Here is a 13,519-nt window from a genome sequence, read left to right as displayed (position 1 = left end):
CCTTATCAGGGGAGGTTAGGAGGGGGTATCTCGTGTCCTGCGTCACGCAGACGACCTACCGCTCCTCCCACGCCTCCAGCGCCGACTTCAGCACCAGCGTCAACACCGCGATCAGTGCCAGCGTCGAGGCCGCAGCGAACGCACCGGTCACGTTGAAATCGTTGAACAGCAGATTGATCTGCAGCGGCAGCGTATTGGTCTGCCCGCGAATGGCGCCCGACACCACCGACACGGCCCCGAACTCGCCCATCACCCGCGCATTGGTGAGAATCGCGCCATAGATCAGCCCCCAGCGGATATTCGGCAGGGTGACGTGCCAGAACATCTGCCAGCCATTGGCCCCCAGCGACAACGCTGCCTCTTCGTCCTCGGTGCCTTGCTGGCGCATCATGGGAATGAGCTCGCGTGCCACATAGGGGGCGGTGACAAAAAGGCTGACCAGCACAATGGCGAGCGTCGTGAACATGATCTGCATCCCCGCAGCCTGCAGGGTTGGACCCAAAAGGCCCTGGCCGCCATAGAGGAAGAGATAGACCACACCAGCCACGATCGGGCTGACTGCCGCGGGCAGCTCGACGATCGTCACCAGCAGATTCCGGCCGCGAAAGCGGAAGCGGGTCACCAGCCACGCCAGCGCGACGCCGACCGCCATATTGATCGGCACCACGATGAGCGCGGTGACCACGGTCAGCCAGATCGCGTGCAGCGTATGAGGCTGGCTGATATTGGCGAGATAGACGCCAAGGCCCTCGCGCAGCGCGAAGGCGAAGATGACAGCAAGCGGCACCGCCAGGGTGACGGCCGCAGCCACGATCGCGGTGGAGATGAGGGCGATTTCCCCGACCGAGCGATTGGCCATCTCAGCTTCTCCGCTCGGCATAACGCGTCTGCCAGGCGGCAAGCATATTGGTGCTGGCCATGGTGAGGAAGGCAACGACCAGCAGCACGAAGGCCAGCGCGGCGGCAGCTTCGTAATTATATTCGTCGAGCCGGATGTAGATCAGCAGCGAGACGATTTCAGTCACCCCCGGGAGATTGCCGGCGATGAAGACCACCGCGCCGAACTCGCCCAGCGAGCGGGCAAAGGACAGCACGCATCCGCCGATGAAGGCCGGCATGATCGTCGGCCAGATCACCCGCGCAAAAATCTGCCAGCGGCTCGCGCCAAGAGTGCGCGCCGCATTTTCGAGATCAGCGTCGACCTCTTCGAGCACCGGCTGGACCGCCCGCACCACGAAGGGAATGGACGTGAAGGTCATCGCCGCGATGATGCCGAGTTGGGTGTAGTTGACCTTGAGCCCATTGGGCTCGAGGAACTGGCCATACCAGCCAGTCTTGGCAAAGAGGGTGACCAGCACGAGGCCCGCCACGGCGGTGGGCAGGGCGAAGGGCAGGTCGACTAACGCGTCGAGAACGCGCCGGCCCGGGAACCGGTAGCGCGTCAACACCCAGGCCAGCAGCAGTCCCAGCACGCCATTGATCAGCGTGGCGACGAAAGCCGAGCTGAAGGTGATGCGATAGGCGGCGAGGGCGCGGTTCGAGGTGATGATGCGCCAGAACTCGGGAAATCCCATGCCGGCCACTTTCAGCAGCATGGCGGCCAGCGGCAGCACGATGATGAGCGTGAGATAGAACAGGGACACGCCCATGGTCAGCCCGAAACCGGGCAGCAGATGTTTGCTGCGTTTGTTCGCCATTGGCCCTTATGCCTTTAGGCGGGCCAAGGCCCGCCGTCGTGGTAGTTCTAGCGATGGGATCGGTGGAGAGGTAAAGACCCCCACCTAGCCTCCCCTTGGCAGGGGGAGGGACCTATCGAGCTTGTTGTGAGCGTGGTGTTCCACCGGCCGGCTCCTCCCCCTATCAGGGGGGCGGGAGGGGGTGTCCGCCTACTGGTTGATGAAAACCTTGTCGAGCAGGCCGCCCTCGGCAAAGTGCTCGGCCGAAACCTTGTCCCAGCCGCCGAACGCGTCTTCGACGGTCAGCAGGCGCACTTCCGGGAAGCTCTCGGCATGAGCGGCGACGACGCCCTCGTCATGGACGCGATTAAAGAAGGTAGCGAGGATTTCCTGGCCGGCTGGCGAATAGAGGTAGTTGAGGTATTCGGTGGCGATTTCCTGGCTGCCGCGGGCATCGGCGACCTTGTCGACGACGGCTACCGGGAACTCGGCGAGCAGGCTCACTTCCGGAACCACAGCGTCATACTTGTCTTCGCCCAGGAGCTTGCGGATGCCGTGCACTTCGGCCTCGAAGGTGATCAGCACATCGCCCAGCTCGCGCTCGGTGAAGGCGGTGGTCGCGCCACGGCCCCCGGTCTCGAACACCGGCACATTGGAGAACACTTTGGTGAGATAGGCTTCAACCTGCGCTTCGTCGCCGGCGAATTCCTCATTGGCCCATGCGCGGGCGGCGAGATAAGTGTAGCGCGCATTGCCCGAAGTCTTCGGGTTCGGGAAGATCACGGCCACGTCGTCACGGGCGAGGTCGGCCCAGCCGGCGATGTTCTTGGGATTGTCGGCGCGTACGAGGAAGGCCGGCAGCGAATAATAGGGCGAGGCATTGTTGGGGAACTCTTCCTTCCAGTTGGCCGACACAAAGCCCTCATCGGCCAGCTTCTGGATATCGGTAACCTGGTTGAAGGTCACGAGATCAGCCTGCAGGCCTTCGAGAATGGCGCGTGCCTGCGCCGAAGAGCCGGCGTGGGACTGGTTGACCGTGAGGTCGACGCCGTGCTCGGCCTTGTAGTGCGGCACGAAGTCCAGATTGACCGCCTCGTAGAGCTCACGGGCAATGTCATAGGAGACATTGAGCAGATCGGTCGGCTGAGCCAGGGCAGGGGTGCTGCCGATGGCGAAGGCCAGTGCGGCGGTGGTAACCAGCTTGTTCATGACGCTTTTCCAGCACTTAAGAAGGTGTTGGCACTGGTGATGCGACGGCGTTCCGTAAGGGTAAAGCGCTAAAACGCTGGTTCGGATGAGTAATTTACCGGCCTTGCGGCGCACGAAACGCCGTTGCGCTGCGCACCCGTCCGGCGACAATTTCTTCCTGCCTGCAGTGTAGCCGGCCGCCAGCGGCGGCCGGCAGAATCCTATTTGGACACAGCCCTGCCGATGAAGATGATGATGCAGGCGCCGATGAAGCCGGCGATGAGATAGCCGACCCAACCGCCGAAGGAAATGCCAAGAAGCCCGAAGACCAGGCTGGCGATAATCGCGCCGACAATTCCGAGAAGGACGTTCTTGAGCACGCCTCCACCGGCATTCATGAACATGCTTGCGAGCCATCCGGCGACGCCACCGATCAGGATGGCAGCGATCCAGCCCACTCCGTCAAAACCCATTTGCTTCCTCCTAGCGCTGAGTCTGTAACGTGGTGAGCGTGGCACAGTGCCGGGAAAACACAATACGCAGCGTGCACCGGGTTTACATCGCCCTCCAGACGCGCACACTTGGACCAGGAGGGGGAATATCCATGCGACAATTGATTACAACCTTGGGGCGCTTTCACCGGGACCAGCTTGGACTGATCCTGCCGCATGAGCACGTCTTCGTGGATCTGCGGACCCCGGACCAGCCAGGCTATGCCGAGGCCGATCCGGCTGACGTGATCCGGCTGATGGCGCCAGAGATCGAGGCGATCAAGGCCCAGGGCGTCACCGCGGTGGTCGAGTGTTCAACCGGCGGCGTCGGTCTGCGTGTCGATATCGACCTCGCCGTCTCCCAAGCCACCGGCATGCCCATCGTGGTGCCGACCGGCAATTATCGCGAGCCGTGGATCCCCGACTGGGTGGCTGACGCGAGCCTTGAGGCGCTGGAAGAGTGGATGGTGGGCGAACTCACCGACGGTATCGGCGACACTGGGGTCGTCGCCGCCTGGATCAAGGTCAGCGCCGGCGATGATGGCATAACCCCGCTCGAAACGCGCATCCTGCGCGCCGCCGCGCGGGCTTCTGCCCGCACCGGCGCCATCATCGGTTCGCACACCATCAAGGGGCGCGTGGTGCTCGACCAGCTCGACATCATCGCCGAGGAGGGCGGCTCGGCCGAGCGCTTCATCTCTATCCACACACAGGAGGAGAAGGATTTTGGCCTCCATCGGGAAGTCTTCGATCGGGGCGCCTGGCTCGAATTCGACCATATCGGGCGCGTGCCCGACGCCGAGGTGGTGCCGCTGGTGACCCGCGCCCTTGAGGCGGGGCATGGCGAGCGCCTGATGCTCAGCCATGACCGCGGCTGGTATGATCCGGCGCTGCCGGGCGGTGGCACGCCGCAGCCCTATACCCACCTTGTGGATAGCTTCCTGCCCGCCCTGCGGCAGGCCGGTGTCGATGAAACGACCATCACGCGGCTCACCCACGATAACCCGTTCAACGCCTTTTCGCGCTGATCGCTTCTTCATGCCGCGCGCGGATGGCGCTGCGCGCGGTGACCCCAGCGGAACTTTATGTGTCTGGGTGCGCTGGAAATTAATCTTTACCGCTCAATACTTTATCCAAATCAAAATGGCATTTTTCCGTCCGTGGGTGACGGGCCTCATGACGCATGAATTCTGTATTGGGTGGTTCAATGACTGATAGATCGGACACTCCATTTCAAGATGAAATGGAATTTGTCAGATATGCGCTGGACAGCGCAGCTATCGTGGCAATGACGGATGTCAAAGGCACAATAACCCTGGTCAACAACAAGTTCAGCGAGATCAGCGGATACTCTCGCGAAGAGCTGATCGGGGCCAACCACCGTCTTCTTCATTCTGGCGTTCACGGGCCGGAGTTCTTCCGGGAGATGTATCGCGTCATCGCCAGCGGCAAGGTCTGGCACGGCGAAATATGCAACCGCCGCAAGGATGGTGAGCGCTACTGGGTGGATACCACTATAGTGCCGCATGTCGGGGCATCGGGAAAAGTCGACAGCTACACAGCCATCCGTTTCGATATTACCGCTCGCCAGCAGGCGCAGAGCGAATTGCGCAAGGTGGTCAATATTGACCCGATGACCGGCATTCCCAATCGCCGGCATTTTCAGGAATATCTCGAGGACGCGCTGCGCCAGGCCGGGGTAGGGGCCAAGACTGTCCATCTCGCGCTCCTTGATCTCGATACATTCAAGGAAATCAACGACTGGTTCGGCCACGACGTTGGCGACCGGCTGTTGCGCATCATCGGCGAGCGGCTGAGCGCGCTGGGGCACGACGATTATTTCGTGGCCCGCCTTGGCGGCGACGAGTTCGGCATTGTTCTCACCGGCCAGAGCGAGAGCGAAGTTCGCGCCCTCGTCGGCAAGGTGCTCGGCGCCATCCGGCGGCCGATCCTGCTCGGGGATGTCACGCGGCGGTGCACGGCCAGCATCGGCGTCGCAATGTTCCCCCGCGACGGGCTGACGGCCGAGGATATTTTCAAGAACGCCGATCTGGCGCTCTATCGCGCCAAGGAGCTTGGCCGCGATCGCGCCAGCACCTATGAGCACCGGCTTGGCGACGTCTCACGCCAGCGCAGCGAGCTGACACGCGCCATCGAGGATGGCCTTGGGCGTGGTCAATTCCTGCTGCATTACCAACCGGTTGTGCCGGTTGCCGATGGCGGTGGTTTGTCTGTGGAAGGTCTCTTGCGCTGGCAGCACCCGACCAATGGCATGGTGGCGCCGGGCAGCTTCCTCAGCGATCTGCGCGATCCCGGCCTCTTCGCCGAGCTGGGCATGCTCGTGGTCGAGCGCGCGGTTCAGGACATGAAGGCGATGAAGCTGCAGGGCCTGCCGGTGGGGCGTATCGCCATCAATGTCACCAATGCAGATTTCCGCTCGGACCTCTTCACCAACAAATTCTTCGCGCTGACCGAGCGGGCCGCGCTCCCGCCCAGCGCCTTCTGCATCGAAGTCACCGAGGGCGTCTTCCTTGGTCGCGACTTTGCCGAGGTGGAACGCCGAATCTGTCGTCTGCACGATGCGGGCGTCGAAGTGGCGCTCGACGATTTCGGCACCGGCTTCGCCAGTCTCACCCATTTGCGCCGCATGCCGATTGACCGGGTCAAGATCGATCAGGTGTTTGTCGCCAATCTGACCCAGAGCAGCGCTGACCTCGCGATCGTACGCGGCATCATCGACATCTCTCATGGCATGGGCAAGCTGGTGACGGCCGAGGGCGTCGAAACGCGCGCGCAGGTGGACCTGCTGCGTGAGCTCGGCTGCGATTCTCTCCAGGGCTGGTACTTTGCCAAGGCCCAGTCGCCCGAACGTCTCGGCTATGTGCTGGAAAACCTGCCCTCGGCCCAATGCGAAACGGACGCAGTAGGGCGCATGGCGCGAGGCTGATGCGGTGGATCAGTCGACGCGCGCGGCGCATCGACTGATCCACCGCATTCGTGGGATCAGACCTTCGCCGGGGTGGCGAAGAGATCATATTCGTCGTTGTCGGTAACGGTCACCGAGACAATGTCGCCGATCTTGATGCCGTCGGCATTGTCGACGATCACCTGGCCGTCGATCTCCGGCGCATCCCACTTCGAACGCGCGATCACGCGGTTCTCTTCGGGGCGCACGTCGTCGACAATCACGTCAATGGTGCGGCCGACCTTCTTCTGCAGCTGGCCGAAGGAGACGTTCTGGGCCACTTCCATCAGCTGGGCGAAACGCTCTTCCTTGACCTCGTCGGGCACGACGCCCTCGAGCTCATTGGCCGTCGCGCCGGTCACCGGCTCATATTTGAAGCACCCGGCGCGATCGATTTCGGCTTCCTCGATGAAATCGAGCAGCATTTCGAAATCTTCTTCCGTCTCGCCGGGGAAGCCGACGATGAAGTTCGAGCGCACGGTGAGGTCAGGCACCTGTCGCTTCCAGTCGAGAATGCGGTTGAGCGTCTTTTCCTGGTGGGCCGGGCGGCGCATGGCCTTGAGCACGTTCGGCGAGGCGTGCTGGAACGGAATGTCGAGATAGGGCAGGACGAGGCCTTCGGCCATCAGTTCCATCACCGGATCGACATGGGGGTAGGGGTAGACATAGTGCAGACGCACCCATGCCCCGAGTTCACCCAGTTCCTTGGCGAGGTCATAGAACTTCGCCTTCACCTCGCGGCCGCGATACTTGCTCGTCGCATATTTGAGGTCGAGGCCGTAGGCGCTGGTGTCCTGGCTGATCACCAGCAGTTCTTTGACGCCGGAGCGAATGAGGCCCTCGGCTTCCGAGAGAATGCCGGCAGCCGGACGCGAAGCCAGATCGCCTCGAATCTGCGGGATGATGCAGAACGAGCAGCGATTGTTGCAGCCCTCGGAAATCTTCAGATAGGCGTAGTGGCGCGGCGTCAGCTTGAGCCCGCTCTCGGGCACGAGGTCGACGAAACGGTTGGGCACGGGCGGCAGATGGTCGTGAACGGCGGCAACGACGCTCTCATACTGATGCGGGCCGGTGATGGCGAGAACGCTGGGGTGCGTTTCGCGGATCAGGCCTTCCTCGACGCCGAGGCAGCCGGTGACGATCACCTTGCCGTTTTCATTGAGAGCTTCGCCGATCGCCTCGAGGCTTTCCTGCTTGGCACTGTCGAGAAAGCCGCAGGTGTTCACGAGGACGATGTCGGCGCCCGCATAGTCCCGGCTAAACGAATAGCCCTGGGCCCGCAGCGTGGTCATGATCCGCTCGCTGTCCACGAGGGCCTTGGGGCAGCCGAGGCTGACAAGGCCGATTTTAGGCGCCTGAGTCATGCGCGTTCAAAGGTCCGAATTGAAGGAAGTTGGCCGCGTCATACAGCATATGACCCCGGTTACGCAATGTTACTGCCCCTTCAATCTGTGCGGGGCAGGCCTGATCCCAGCGGTGAACACCTCGGATTGAACATCAAGCATTGTTGAACAGTGCGTCCGCCAGACTCCCGGTTTTGCCTTAACCCATGTTGGGCTAGCTTGGGTTTGCCCGACGGCGTCCTCACTGTCGGGGACAATTAGAAGCGTCTGCCAAAGGGATCGAAGTCCCGCCCCCTGGACGCCTTATCTGGAGACAGACCTTGTTCGATCGCCTTTCCGTCCATGCACCAAAGGCCCTCGCGGCCCTCCGCATCATCGCAGCTCTGCTGTTCCTCGCTCACGGCACGCAGAAGATTCTTGGCTTTCCGGCCGCCGAATTTGCACCGCCGATGTTCTCGATCTTCTGGTTCGCTGGCATCATCGAAATTGTCACCGGCGTGCTGATCGCCATTGGCCTGTTCACCCGTCCGGCCGCCTTCCTCGCTTCTGGCACCATGGCAGTGGCCTATTGGATGGCTCATGCGCCCGCCAACATGTTCCCGGTGAACAACGGTGGCGACGCCGCCATCCTCTTCTGCTTTGTCTTCCTCTACCTTGTGTTCGCCGGTCCCGGCGCCTGGGCAGTCGACAAGAAGTAAGCAATTCCCGACGGGAATCAAAAAGGCCGCCCGGAGCGATCCGTGGCGGCCTTTTCATGTCCGGGCGGCAGCTGAAAACCGCCGCGATCCCACCCTCAGCTGTTCGAATAGGGTTTGCCTGGTGTTACCGATGGCTCGCGCCGCGGCTTTGCGACATGCGGCGCAGGCTCGGTCGCCGGCGTAAAATATTCGTCCGCTTCCGCATAGTCGCTTTCGCTGCCCTCTTCGGCGAGGTCGCGAATGGCGTCCCGCACCTCATCGAGCAGCGATGCCGAGAAGCGTGTGCGGTTCACCGTCTCGCCCGTGCTCTCATGTGCCTTGAACCACACGATCAGCGCTTCGCAGCCGATCCGCAGCCCGACAAGGGCGATTAGGCCGAACACCAGGATCTCGAGAAGGCCCCAGAGCCCGTTCCCGAAACCCATGCCGAACCGATAGAAGAAGTGATTGATCGCCCACAGCAGGATGCCAGCGAGACCCAGCGCATAGAGAATCGGCACGAGCCGGGGCGACAGGATTGCGTCGAGCCGGAACAATGTCTGGCGGGTAAACAGGCGTTTGAGATCGTCCAGTGTCATTGCGGGCTCCTCGATTCGAGCGTGTCAGGCAAATTGGCCAGACGGGGCCGGTATGGCAAGGCCGGGCGCGGCCTCTTTTGTCGCCCCGAATATGTCTTCAAAACGCGCCCGCAGCACAGAATCGACCTCCGGCATCGTCACCAGCTGCCCCAGATCTTCAAAACTGGTGACGCCCTGGTCGGTGATCCCGCAGGGCACGATGCCGTCGTAATGGCCTAGATCCGGGTCGATGTTCAAGGAAATGCCGTAGAAGGTCACCCACTTGCGCACGCGCACGCCGATGGCCGCGATCTTGTCCTCGCGCCCAAAACCCTTGTCCGGACGCTGAACCCAGACGCCGACGCGGCCTTCGCGGCGCTCGCCGACAATATTATGGCTGGCCAGCGTATCGATCACCCATTGCTCAAGGCCTTTGACGAGGCAGCGGATATCGCGCCCCCGCTTGGTCAGGTCGAGCATGACATAGGCCACGCGCTGTCCAGGGCCGTGATAGGTGTATTGCCCGCCGCGGCCGGCGGGATAAACGGGAAAGCGCTGGGTGAGGAGATCCTCGGCCCGCGCCGAGGTGCCCGCGGTGTATAGGGCAGGGTGCTCCAGCAGCCACACCGCCTCGGGGGCTTCACCAGCAGCGACCAGCGCGGCGCGCTCCTCCATGGCGGCCAGCGTCGCCGGATAGTCCTGGGCACCGTCAAATATGCGCCATTCGACCGCTTCTGCATCATCGCGATGCAGTTTCGATCGAATTTGGCACGCTTCGGCGTCGGGCGTTAAGACTTCCATAACCAAGCCTGAGCAATCCTTAATTTAACGAATCCGCCGATATCGGGCACAACGGACCTCAGAACATACCTATGAGCACACTGGACCATATTGAAGTCGATATCATCGTCGAACTCGGCGCGACCAAGATGCCTATCCATCATCTTCTGCGCATGGGCCGTGGTGCCGTCATCGAGCTGGATGCCACCGAGCACGATCCGCTCAACATATATGCCAACAACACGCTGATCGCCAAAGGCGAGGTGAATGTCGAAGACGGGCACCTGCGGGTGCAGGTCACCGAGAAGGTGTTCAAGGTCGCCTGATCACCCAAAATTATTTCGCGCCGGAAGAGATTTTCGGCGACCACTGTGAAAAGGGCCGTAAACCGAGGGGTTGCGGCCCTTTTGCCTGTCTGGGTGAGCCTCCGGGGAGGGTGAAATCCCGCCCGGGCGCAAAATTCTCCACAGGCGAAAAAAGAATTTGCGATCTAACCACTTGAGGTTCCGGGGAAGCCTTGCTAAATCCCCACTCGCTTCGGGACGAAAGAAACGAAGCTTCTACCACACAGTGCGGTCGTGGCGGAATTGGTAGACGCGCAGCGTTGAGGTCGCTGTGTCGCAAGACGTGGAAGTTCGAGTCTTCTCGACCGCACCATTCTCTCCCTTCGGGGAGGAGAAACAAAAAGCTGCCCCAGGGCGGCTTTTTTGTTGTCTGCATCACAGCGGCGTCTGCTGGTGCTGGATCAGTTTCAGATTTCCCCCGGTGATGAGATAGGTCGAGGTGCAGAGCGCCCGGTAGGGCGGGGCATCATCCCTTTGCGCTTCTGCTCTATAGGCAAGCACGACGACAGCGCTGTCCTCCGGCACTGCGAAGCGCTGATCGCTTATCTCCACGCGCGTCCAGCGCGGGCCTCCGGCAAGGCTCTCGATGATATCGCGACGGTTCATGATGCCCATCGGCCCGAAGGCCATGAGGCACTCCTCGGCGAGGTGGTCCTCATAGGCTGCTGCGCCTTCAAGCCAGAGGCGGCGTTCGATAGTCCAGGCTGCGTCCATGGCGGTTCTCCTGCCGCCTCAACGCATTTCCGTCCCGAGGGTTCGCCAGCCTCAAATCTCTAACTTCTGGGCGATCTCGATTTCCGGGGCCTTGAATCCCATTGCGATCCATACACCGAGGAGCTTTGCGAAAAATTTGGCCGTGACCAGCTTTCCCGAGGGAAGGTCGTCGGGCAGGGGGGCGCTCTCGGGCCTGTCGCCCACCATCGTGCGGATCGTCGGCTGGGGCGATGCGCCCTCGGGCCAGAGCGAGGCATAAAGGCTCAGCCAGTGCCCGCCCTTGAATTCGACGAACACCGGCGTCTTGCAGCAACTTGTCACCACCCGTCGCGTGGCTGTCTTCTCGTTCAGGCGAAACTCGGCAAGGTTTTCTGCGCCCCTGAGGAAGCGCACCCGGTCCTTGCGATAGAGAACGAAGGGCGTCCCCAAATTCTCGCTCCGCATGGGGCGGGAGAGGGGCAGGGCTTCAAGCTTTGCTCCTGCCGTCCTGCAGCTCGTGCAATGGCATTCCGTGGTGATGAAGGGCTCGCCCGTCAGTTCCAGCGCAAAGGCCCCACAGGTACAGGAGAGCTCGGTCGTCGTGGCCATGAGAAGTCCTGGGGTTGACTAGAGTTCAGGTGCGTATGCGTCAGCTCGGATTTTGCGCGGGCTGGCCCGGCGCCCGGAAGTGCCAGGCGTCCTCGAGGCGCAGGGACAGTTCCTCGTCGCTTATGGCACCGAGATGCACCAGCACCACTTCCTGGCCGACATAGTCGTCGGTGTCGAAATAGATGTCGGGAGAAATTTCCATCAGCAGGATCTTCTGCTCCAGCGGGCAGTGCAGCACCATTGTTTCGGCATCGAGCAGTCTCACGAAGGCGACGCCCCGAACCGTCAGTGCCGGCGTCCCGTCGCTGCTCGCGCGATCGACCTCTGCCAGCGCCCGCTGCTCGGCCAGTCGATGGATTCGTTCGAAACTTTTATCGCGCCCGTCTGTTTCACCCATTGTTCCCTCCTCGAACCCGCCCGTGGTCGGCGAGAAAACTTTTTGTGCCAGTCTGGCGCGTTCCGCCACGATTGGCTACAGCTTGCCACGCCCCAGAAACCCCCAGGACACGAAAAGGGCTCCCTATGAGCAGCGAATTCGAGACTGAGCCTGGCACGGGTGCCGGGTTGGAGACGAACGTGTTCCGCAATTCGGAAGACCGTATCAGCCAGGATTGGCTCGATCGGTTGCGCGCGCTCCTGTTTGCGCAGGACACGGACGCCATTGCCGAGCTGATGGAGCCGCTCCACACCGCCGATGAGGGCGACGTGATCGAGCGGCTGGAGCCGGCCGAACGGCTTGCGCTCATTCGCCTCCTCGGTGATCGCTTCGACTATTCGGCGCTGACTGAGGTGGACGAGAGCGTCCGCGTCGAGCTCATGGACGCCTTGCCCAACGCCGAAATCGCCCGCGGCGTGTCCGGCCTCGACAGCGACGACGCAGTCTTCATTCTTGAAGATCTCGAACAGGATGACCGGGACGAGATTCTCTCGGCCCTGCCGGCTTTCGAGCGTCTGAGCCTCAAGCGCAGCCTCGATTTTCCCGAGGACTCTGCCGGCCGACGCATGCAGACCGAGTTCATCGCCATCCCGCCGTTCTGGACGGTCGGGCAGACGATCGACTATCTGCGCGCCGACAAGGACCTGCCGGACGAATTCTACCAGCTCTACGTCGTCGACGCGGCCTATAAGGTGGTCGGCACCGTTCCGCTGGATCGTGTGCTTCGCGCGCAGCGCAGCACCAAGATCGATTCCATCATGAACACCACTTTGGTCCTGGTGAACGCCAACGAGGACCAGGAAGAGGCCGCGCGTCCCTTCGAGCGCTATGATCTTGTCGAGGTCGGCGTCGTGGACGAGAGCGGGCGCCTTGTCGGCGTGCTGACCATCGACGACATGGTCGACGTCATCACGGAAGAAGCCGATGAGGACATCAAGCTCCTCGCCGGCGTGGGCGACGAAGACGTTTCCGACCGCACGGTCGATACCGTCAGAAGCCGCGTGCCCTGGCTGGTGGTGAACCTCTTTACCGCGCTGATGGTCTCTTATGTCATCGGCTTTTTCAACGCCACCATCGAACAGATGGTCGCCCTCGCTGTCCTGATGCCCATCGTCGCCTCCATGGGCGGCAATGCCGGCGCGCAGACCATGACCGTCACCGTGCGCGCCCTGGCGATGCGCGAGCTTGATGGGCAGCGCCTCAAGCGGCTCATTCGCCGCGAAATGGTCGTTGGCTTCCTCAACGGCGTGATCTTCGCGATTCTCATCGGCATCGTGACCTGGGTGCGTTACGACAGCATCGAGCTCGGTGCAGTGATCGCTTCGGCCATGGTGATCAACATGATCGTCGCCGGCACAGTCGGAATTCTCATTCCGCTCGGTCTCGACAAGGTAAAGGCCGACCCCGCCATTGCGTCGGCGGTGTTCGTCACCACAATCACCGATGTCGTTGGCTTCTTTGCCTTTTTGGGCATTGCCGGGCTCTGGTTCGGCCTGTTCTAGGCCGCACCCCGACATCCCGAACCGCTTGTCAACTGTTGCAGTTTGGTCGCTTGCATTGCCGTTTTGGCACGGTTAACGATTTGACACTGGCCGGGGGGCTCTGCCCTTGGGCGGCCAGCGTGAACGGCTGACAAGGAGCGAACATGCGCAGTCAACCGAAGTCCAATGCCTGGCAGGCCACGAGCTGGGCCCTGGTATGCCTCCTCTCGATGGGGCTGGTTTTCTCCGTGATTGCTG

The 13,519-nt window shown here is 61.8% G+C and carries 15 protein-coding genes and 1 tRNA gene; 6 read left to right on the top strand and 10 right to left on the bottom strand.

Going from position 1 to position 13,519, the window contains the following annotated elements; genetic code table 11:
* Positions 1–55 precede the first annotated feature (55 nt).
* The 4 genes from cysW to NYQ88_RS13190 form a co-directional block, all read right to left on the bottom strand.
* The gene (cysW, locus tag NYQ88_RS13205) at positions 56–859 is read right to left on the bottom strand and encodes a sulfate ABC transporter permease subunit CysW (RefSeq protein ID WP_275651600.1); all 804 of its coding nucleotides are present in this window, start codon (positions 857–859) and stop codon (positions 56–58) included.
* A 1-nt stretch (position 860) separates the two neighbouring features.
* Positions 861–1,697 (bottom strand): sulfate ABC transporter permease subunit CysT, encoded by an 837-nt coding sequence (gene cysT / locus NYQ88_RS13200; RefSeq protein WP_275651599.1) that lies wholly within the window; start codon positions 1,695–1,697, stop codon positions 861–863.
* 189 nt (positions 1,698–1,886) lie between these two features.
* Positions 1,887–2,885: a thiosulfate ABC transporter substrate-binding protein CysP gene (cysP, locus tag NYQ88_RS13195; protein WP_275651598.1), complete on the bottom strand. Its 999-nt coding sequence runs from the start codon at positions 2,883–2,885 to the stop codon at positions 1,887–1,889.
* A gap of 200 nt (positions 2,886–3,085) precedes the next feature.
* A complete protein-coding gene (locus tag NYQ88_RS13190; RefSeq protein ID WP_275651597.1) occupies positions 3,086–3,337 on the bottom strand; it encodes a GlsB/YeaQ/YmgE family stress response membrane protein in 252 nt (83 codons plus the stop codon).
* Between the two features lie 131 nt (positions 3,338–3,468).
* On the opposite strand from NYQ88_RS13190, the gene NYQ88_RS13185 reads away from it, so the two are divergent.
* Positions 3,469–4,383, top strand: coding sequence for an esterase (locus NYQ88_RS13185; protein WP_275651596.1), 915 nt, complete (start codon positions 3,469–3,471; stop codon positions 4,381–4,383).
* Between the two features lie 215 nt (positions 4,384–4,598).
* Positions 4,599–6,302, top strand: coding sequence for an EAL domain-containing protein (locus tag NYQ88_RS13180; protein ID WP_275651595.1), 1,704 nt, complete (start codon positions 4,599–4,601; stop codon positions 6,300–6,302).
* 56 nt (positions 6,303–6,358) lie between these two features.
* Here the strand turns inward: NYQ88_RS13180 and rimO are convergent, their stop codons facing one another.
* A complete protein-coding gene (gene rimO / locus NYQ88_RS13175; RefSeq protein WP_275651594.1) occupies positions 6,359–7,684 on the bottom strand; it encodes a 30S ribosomal protein S12 methylthiotransferase RimO in 1,326 nt (441 codons plus the stop codon).
* Between the two features lie 299 nt (positions 7,685–7,983).
* On the opposite strand from rimO, the gene NYQ88_RS13170 reads away from it, so the two are divergent.
* Positions 7,984–8,361, top strand: a complete 378-nt coding sequence (locus NYQ88_RS13170; RefSeq protein ID WP_275651593.1) for a DoxX family protein — start codon at positions 7,984–7,986, stop codon at positions 8,359–8,361.
* Between the two features lie 95 nt (positions 8,362–8,456).
* Here NYQ88_RS13170 and NYQ88_RS13165 read toward each other — a convergent pair whose 3' ends face one another.
* Entirely contained in the window at positions 8,457–8,939 is a 483-nt protein-coding gene (locus NYQ88_RS13165) for a DUF4282 domain-containing protein (RefSeq protein ID WP_275651592.1), read from the bottom strand.
* Positions 8,940–8,963: 24 nt separating this feature from the next.
* Positions 8,964–9,719 carry a lipoyl(octanoyl) transferase LipB gene (gene lipB, locus NYQ88_RS13160; protein ID WP_275651591.1) on the bottom strand — a complete coding sequence of 252 codons (756 nt, stop codon included), beginning with the start codon at positions 9,717–9,719 and terminating at the stop codon, positions 8,964–8,966.
* A gap of 71 nt (positions 9,720–9,790) precedes the next feature.
* On the opposite strand from lipB, the gene NYQ88_RS13155 reads away from it, so the two are divergent.
* Together NYQ88_RS13155 and NYQ88_RS13150 are read left to right on the top strand one after the other, a co-directional pair.
* Complete coding sequence (locus tag NYQ88_RS13155; RefSeq protein WP_275651590.1) at positions 9,791–10,024, top strand: FliM/FliN family flagellar motor switch protein; 234 nt, start codon at positions 9,791–9,793, stop codon at positions 10,022–10,024.
* Between the two features lie 246 nt (positions 10,025–10,270).
* Positions 10,271–10,355, top strand: a tRNA-Leu gene (locus tag NYQ88_RS13150).
* Positions 10,356–10,417: 62 nt separating this feature from the next.
* Here the strand turns inward: NYQ88_RS13150 and NYQ88_RS13145 are convergent.
* Genes NYQ88_RS13145 through NYQ88_RS13135 form a run of 3 tightly spaced genes read right to left on the bottom strand, consistent with a single transcriptional unit; the run spans position 10,418 to position 11,741 of the window.
* Entirely contained in the window at positions 10,418–10,756 is a 339-nt protein-coding gene (locus tag NYQ88_RS13145; protein ID WP_275651589.1) for a nuclear transport factor 2 family protein, read from the bottom strand.
* Between the two features lie 51 nt (positions 10,757–10,807).
* Positions 10,808–11,344 (bottom strand): hypothetical protein, encoded by a 537-nt coding sequence (locus NYQ88_RS13140; protein WP_275651588.1) that lies wholly within the window; start codon positions 11,342–11,344, stop codon positions 10,808–10,810.
* Between the two features lie 40 nt (positions 11,345–11,384).
* Positions 11,385–11,741 carry a hypothetical protein gene (locus NYQ88_RS13135; protein WP_275651587.1) on the bottom strand — a complete coding sequence of 119 codons (357 nt, stop codon included), beginning with the start codon at positions 11,739–11,741 and terminating at the stop codon, positions 11,385–11,387.
* A gap of 125 nt (positions 11,742–11,866) precedes the next feature.
* Here NYQ88_RS13135 and mgtE point away from each other — a divergent pair, with 125 nt between their 5' ends.
* Entirely contained in the window at positions 11,867–13,282 is a 1,416-nt protein-coding gene (gene mgtE / locus NYQ88_RS13130; protein ID WP_275651586.1) for a magnesium transporter, read from the top strand.
* Positions 13,283–13,519 lie beyond the last annotated feature (237 nt).

Origin of the sequence: Devosia sp. SD17-2, assembly GCF_029201565.1 — a bacterium.
Classification (GTDB): domain Bacteria; phylum Pseudomonadota; class Alphaproteobacteria; order Rhizobiales; family Devosiaceae; genus Devosia.
This window is presented reverse-complemented; position numbering and strand designations above follow the sequence as displayed.

What these genes read in the sequence shown, in the direction of transcription:
- cysW (WP_275651600.1), bottom strand. Translation starts at nt 859, where the DNA reads ATGGCCAATCGCTCGGTCGGGGAAATCGCCCTCATCTCCACCGCGATC.
- cysT (WP_275651599.1), bottom strand. Translation starts at nt 1,697, where the DNA reads ATGGCGAACAAACGCAGCAAACATCTGCTGCCCGGTTTCGGGCTGACC.
- cysP (WP_275651598.1), bottom strand. Translation starts at nt 2,885, where the DNA reads ATGAACAAGCTGGTTACCACCGCCGCACTGGCCTTCGCCATCGGCAGC.
- NYQ88_RS13190 (WP_275651597.1), bottom strand. Translation starts at nt 3,337, where the DNA reads ATGGGTTTTGACGGAGTGGGCTGGATCGCTGCCATCCTGATCGGTGGC.
- NYQ88_RS13185 (WP_275651596.1), top strand. Translation starts at nt 3,469, where the DNA reads ATGCGACAATTGATTACAACCTTGGGGCGCTTTCACCGGGACCAGCTT.
- NYQ88_RS13180 (WP_275651595.1), top strand. Translation starts at nt 4,599, where the DNA reads ATGGAATTTGTCAGATATGCGCTGGACAGCGCAGCTATCGTGGCAATG.
- rimO (WP_275651594.1), bottom strand. Translation starts at nt 7,684, where the DNA reads ATGACTCAGGCGCCTAAAATCGGCCTTGTCAGCCTCGGCTGCCCCAAG.
- NYQ88_RS13165 (WP_275651592.1), bottom strand. Translation starts at nt 8,939, where the DNA reads ATGACACTGGACGATCTCAAACGCCTGTTTACCCGCCAGACATTGTTC.
- lipB (WP_275651591.1), bottom strand. Translation starts at nt 9,719, where the DNA reads ATGGAAGTCTTAACGCCCGACGCCGAAGCGTGCCAAATTCGATCGAAA.
- NYQ88_RS13155 (WP_275651590.1), top strand. Translation starts at nt 9,791, where the DNA reads ATGAGCACACTGGACCATATTGAAGTCGATATCATCGTCGAACTCGGC.
- NYQ88_RS13145 (WP_275651589.1), bottom strand. Translation starts at nt 10,756, where the DNA reads ATGGACGCAGCCTGGACTATCGAACGCCGCCTCTGGCTTGAAGGCGCA.
- NYQ88_RS13140 (WP_275651588.1), bottom strand. Translation starts at nt 11,344, where the DNA reads ATGGCCACGACGACCGAGCTCTCCTGTACCTGTGGGGCCTTTGCGCTG.
- NYQ88_RS13135 (WP_275651587.1), bottom strand. Translation starts at nt 11,741, where the DNA reads ATGGGTGAAACAGACGGGCGCGATAAAAGTTTCGAACGAATCCATCGA.
- mgtE (WP_275651586.1), top strand. Translation starts at nt 11,867, where the DNA reads ATGAGCAGCGAATTCGAGACTGAGCCTGGCACGGGTGCCGGGTTGGAG.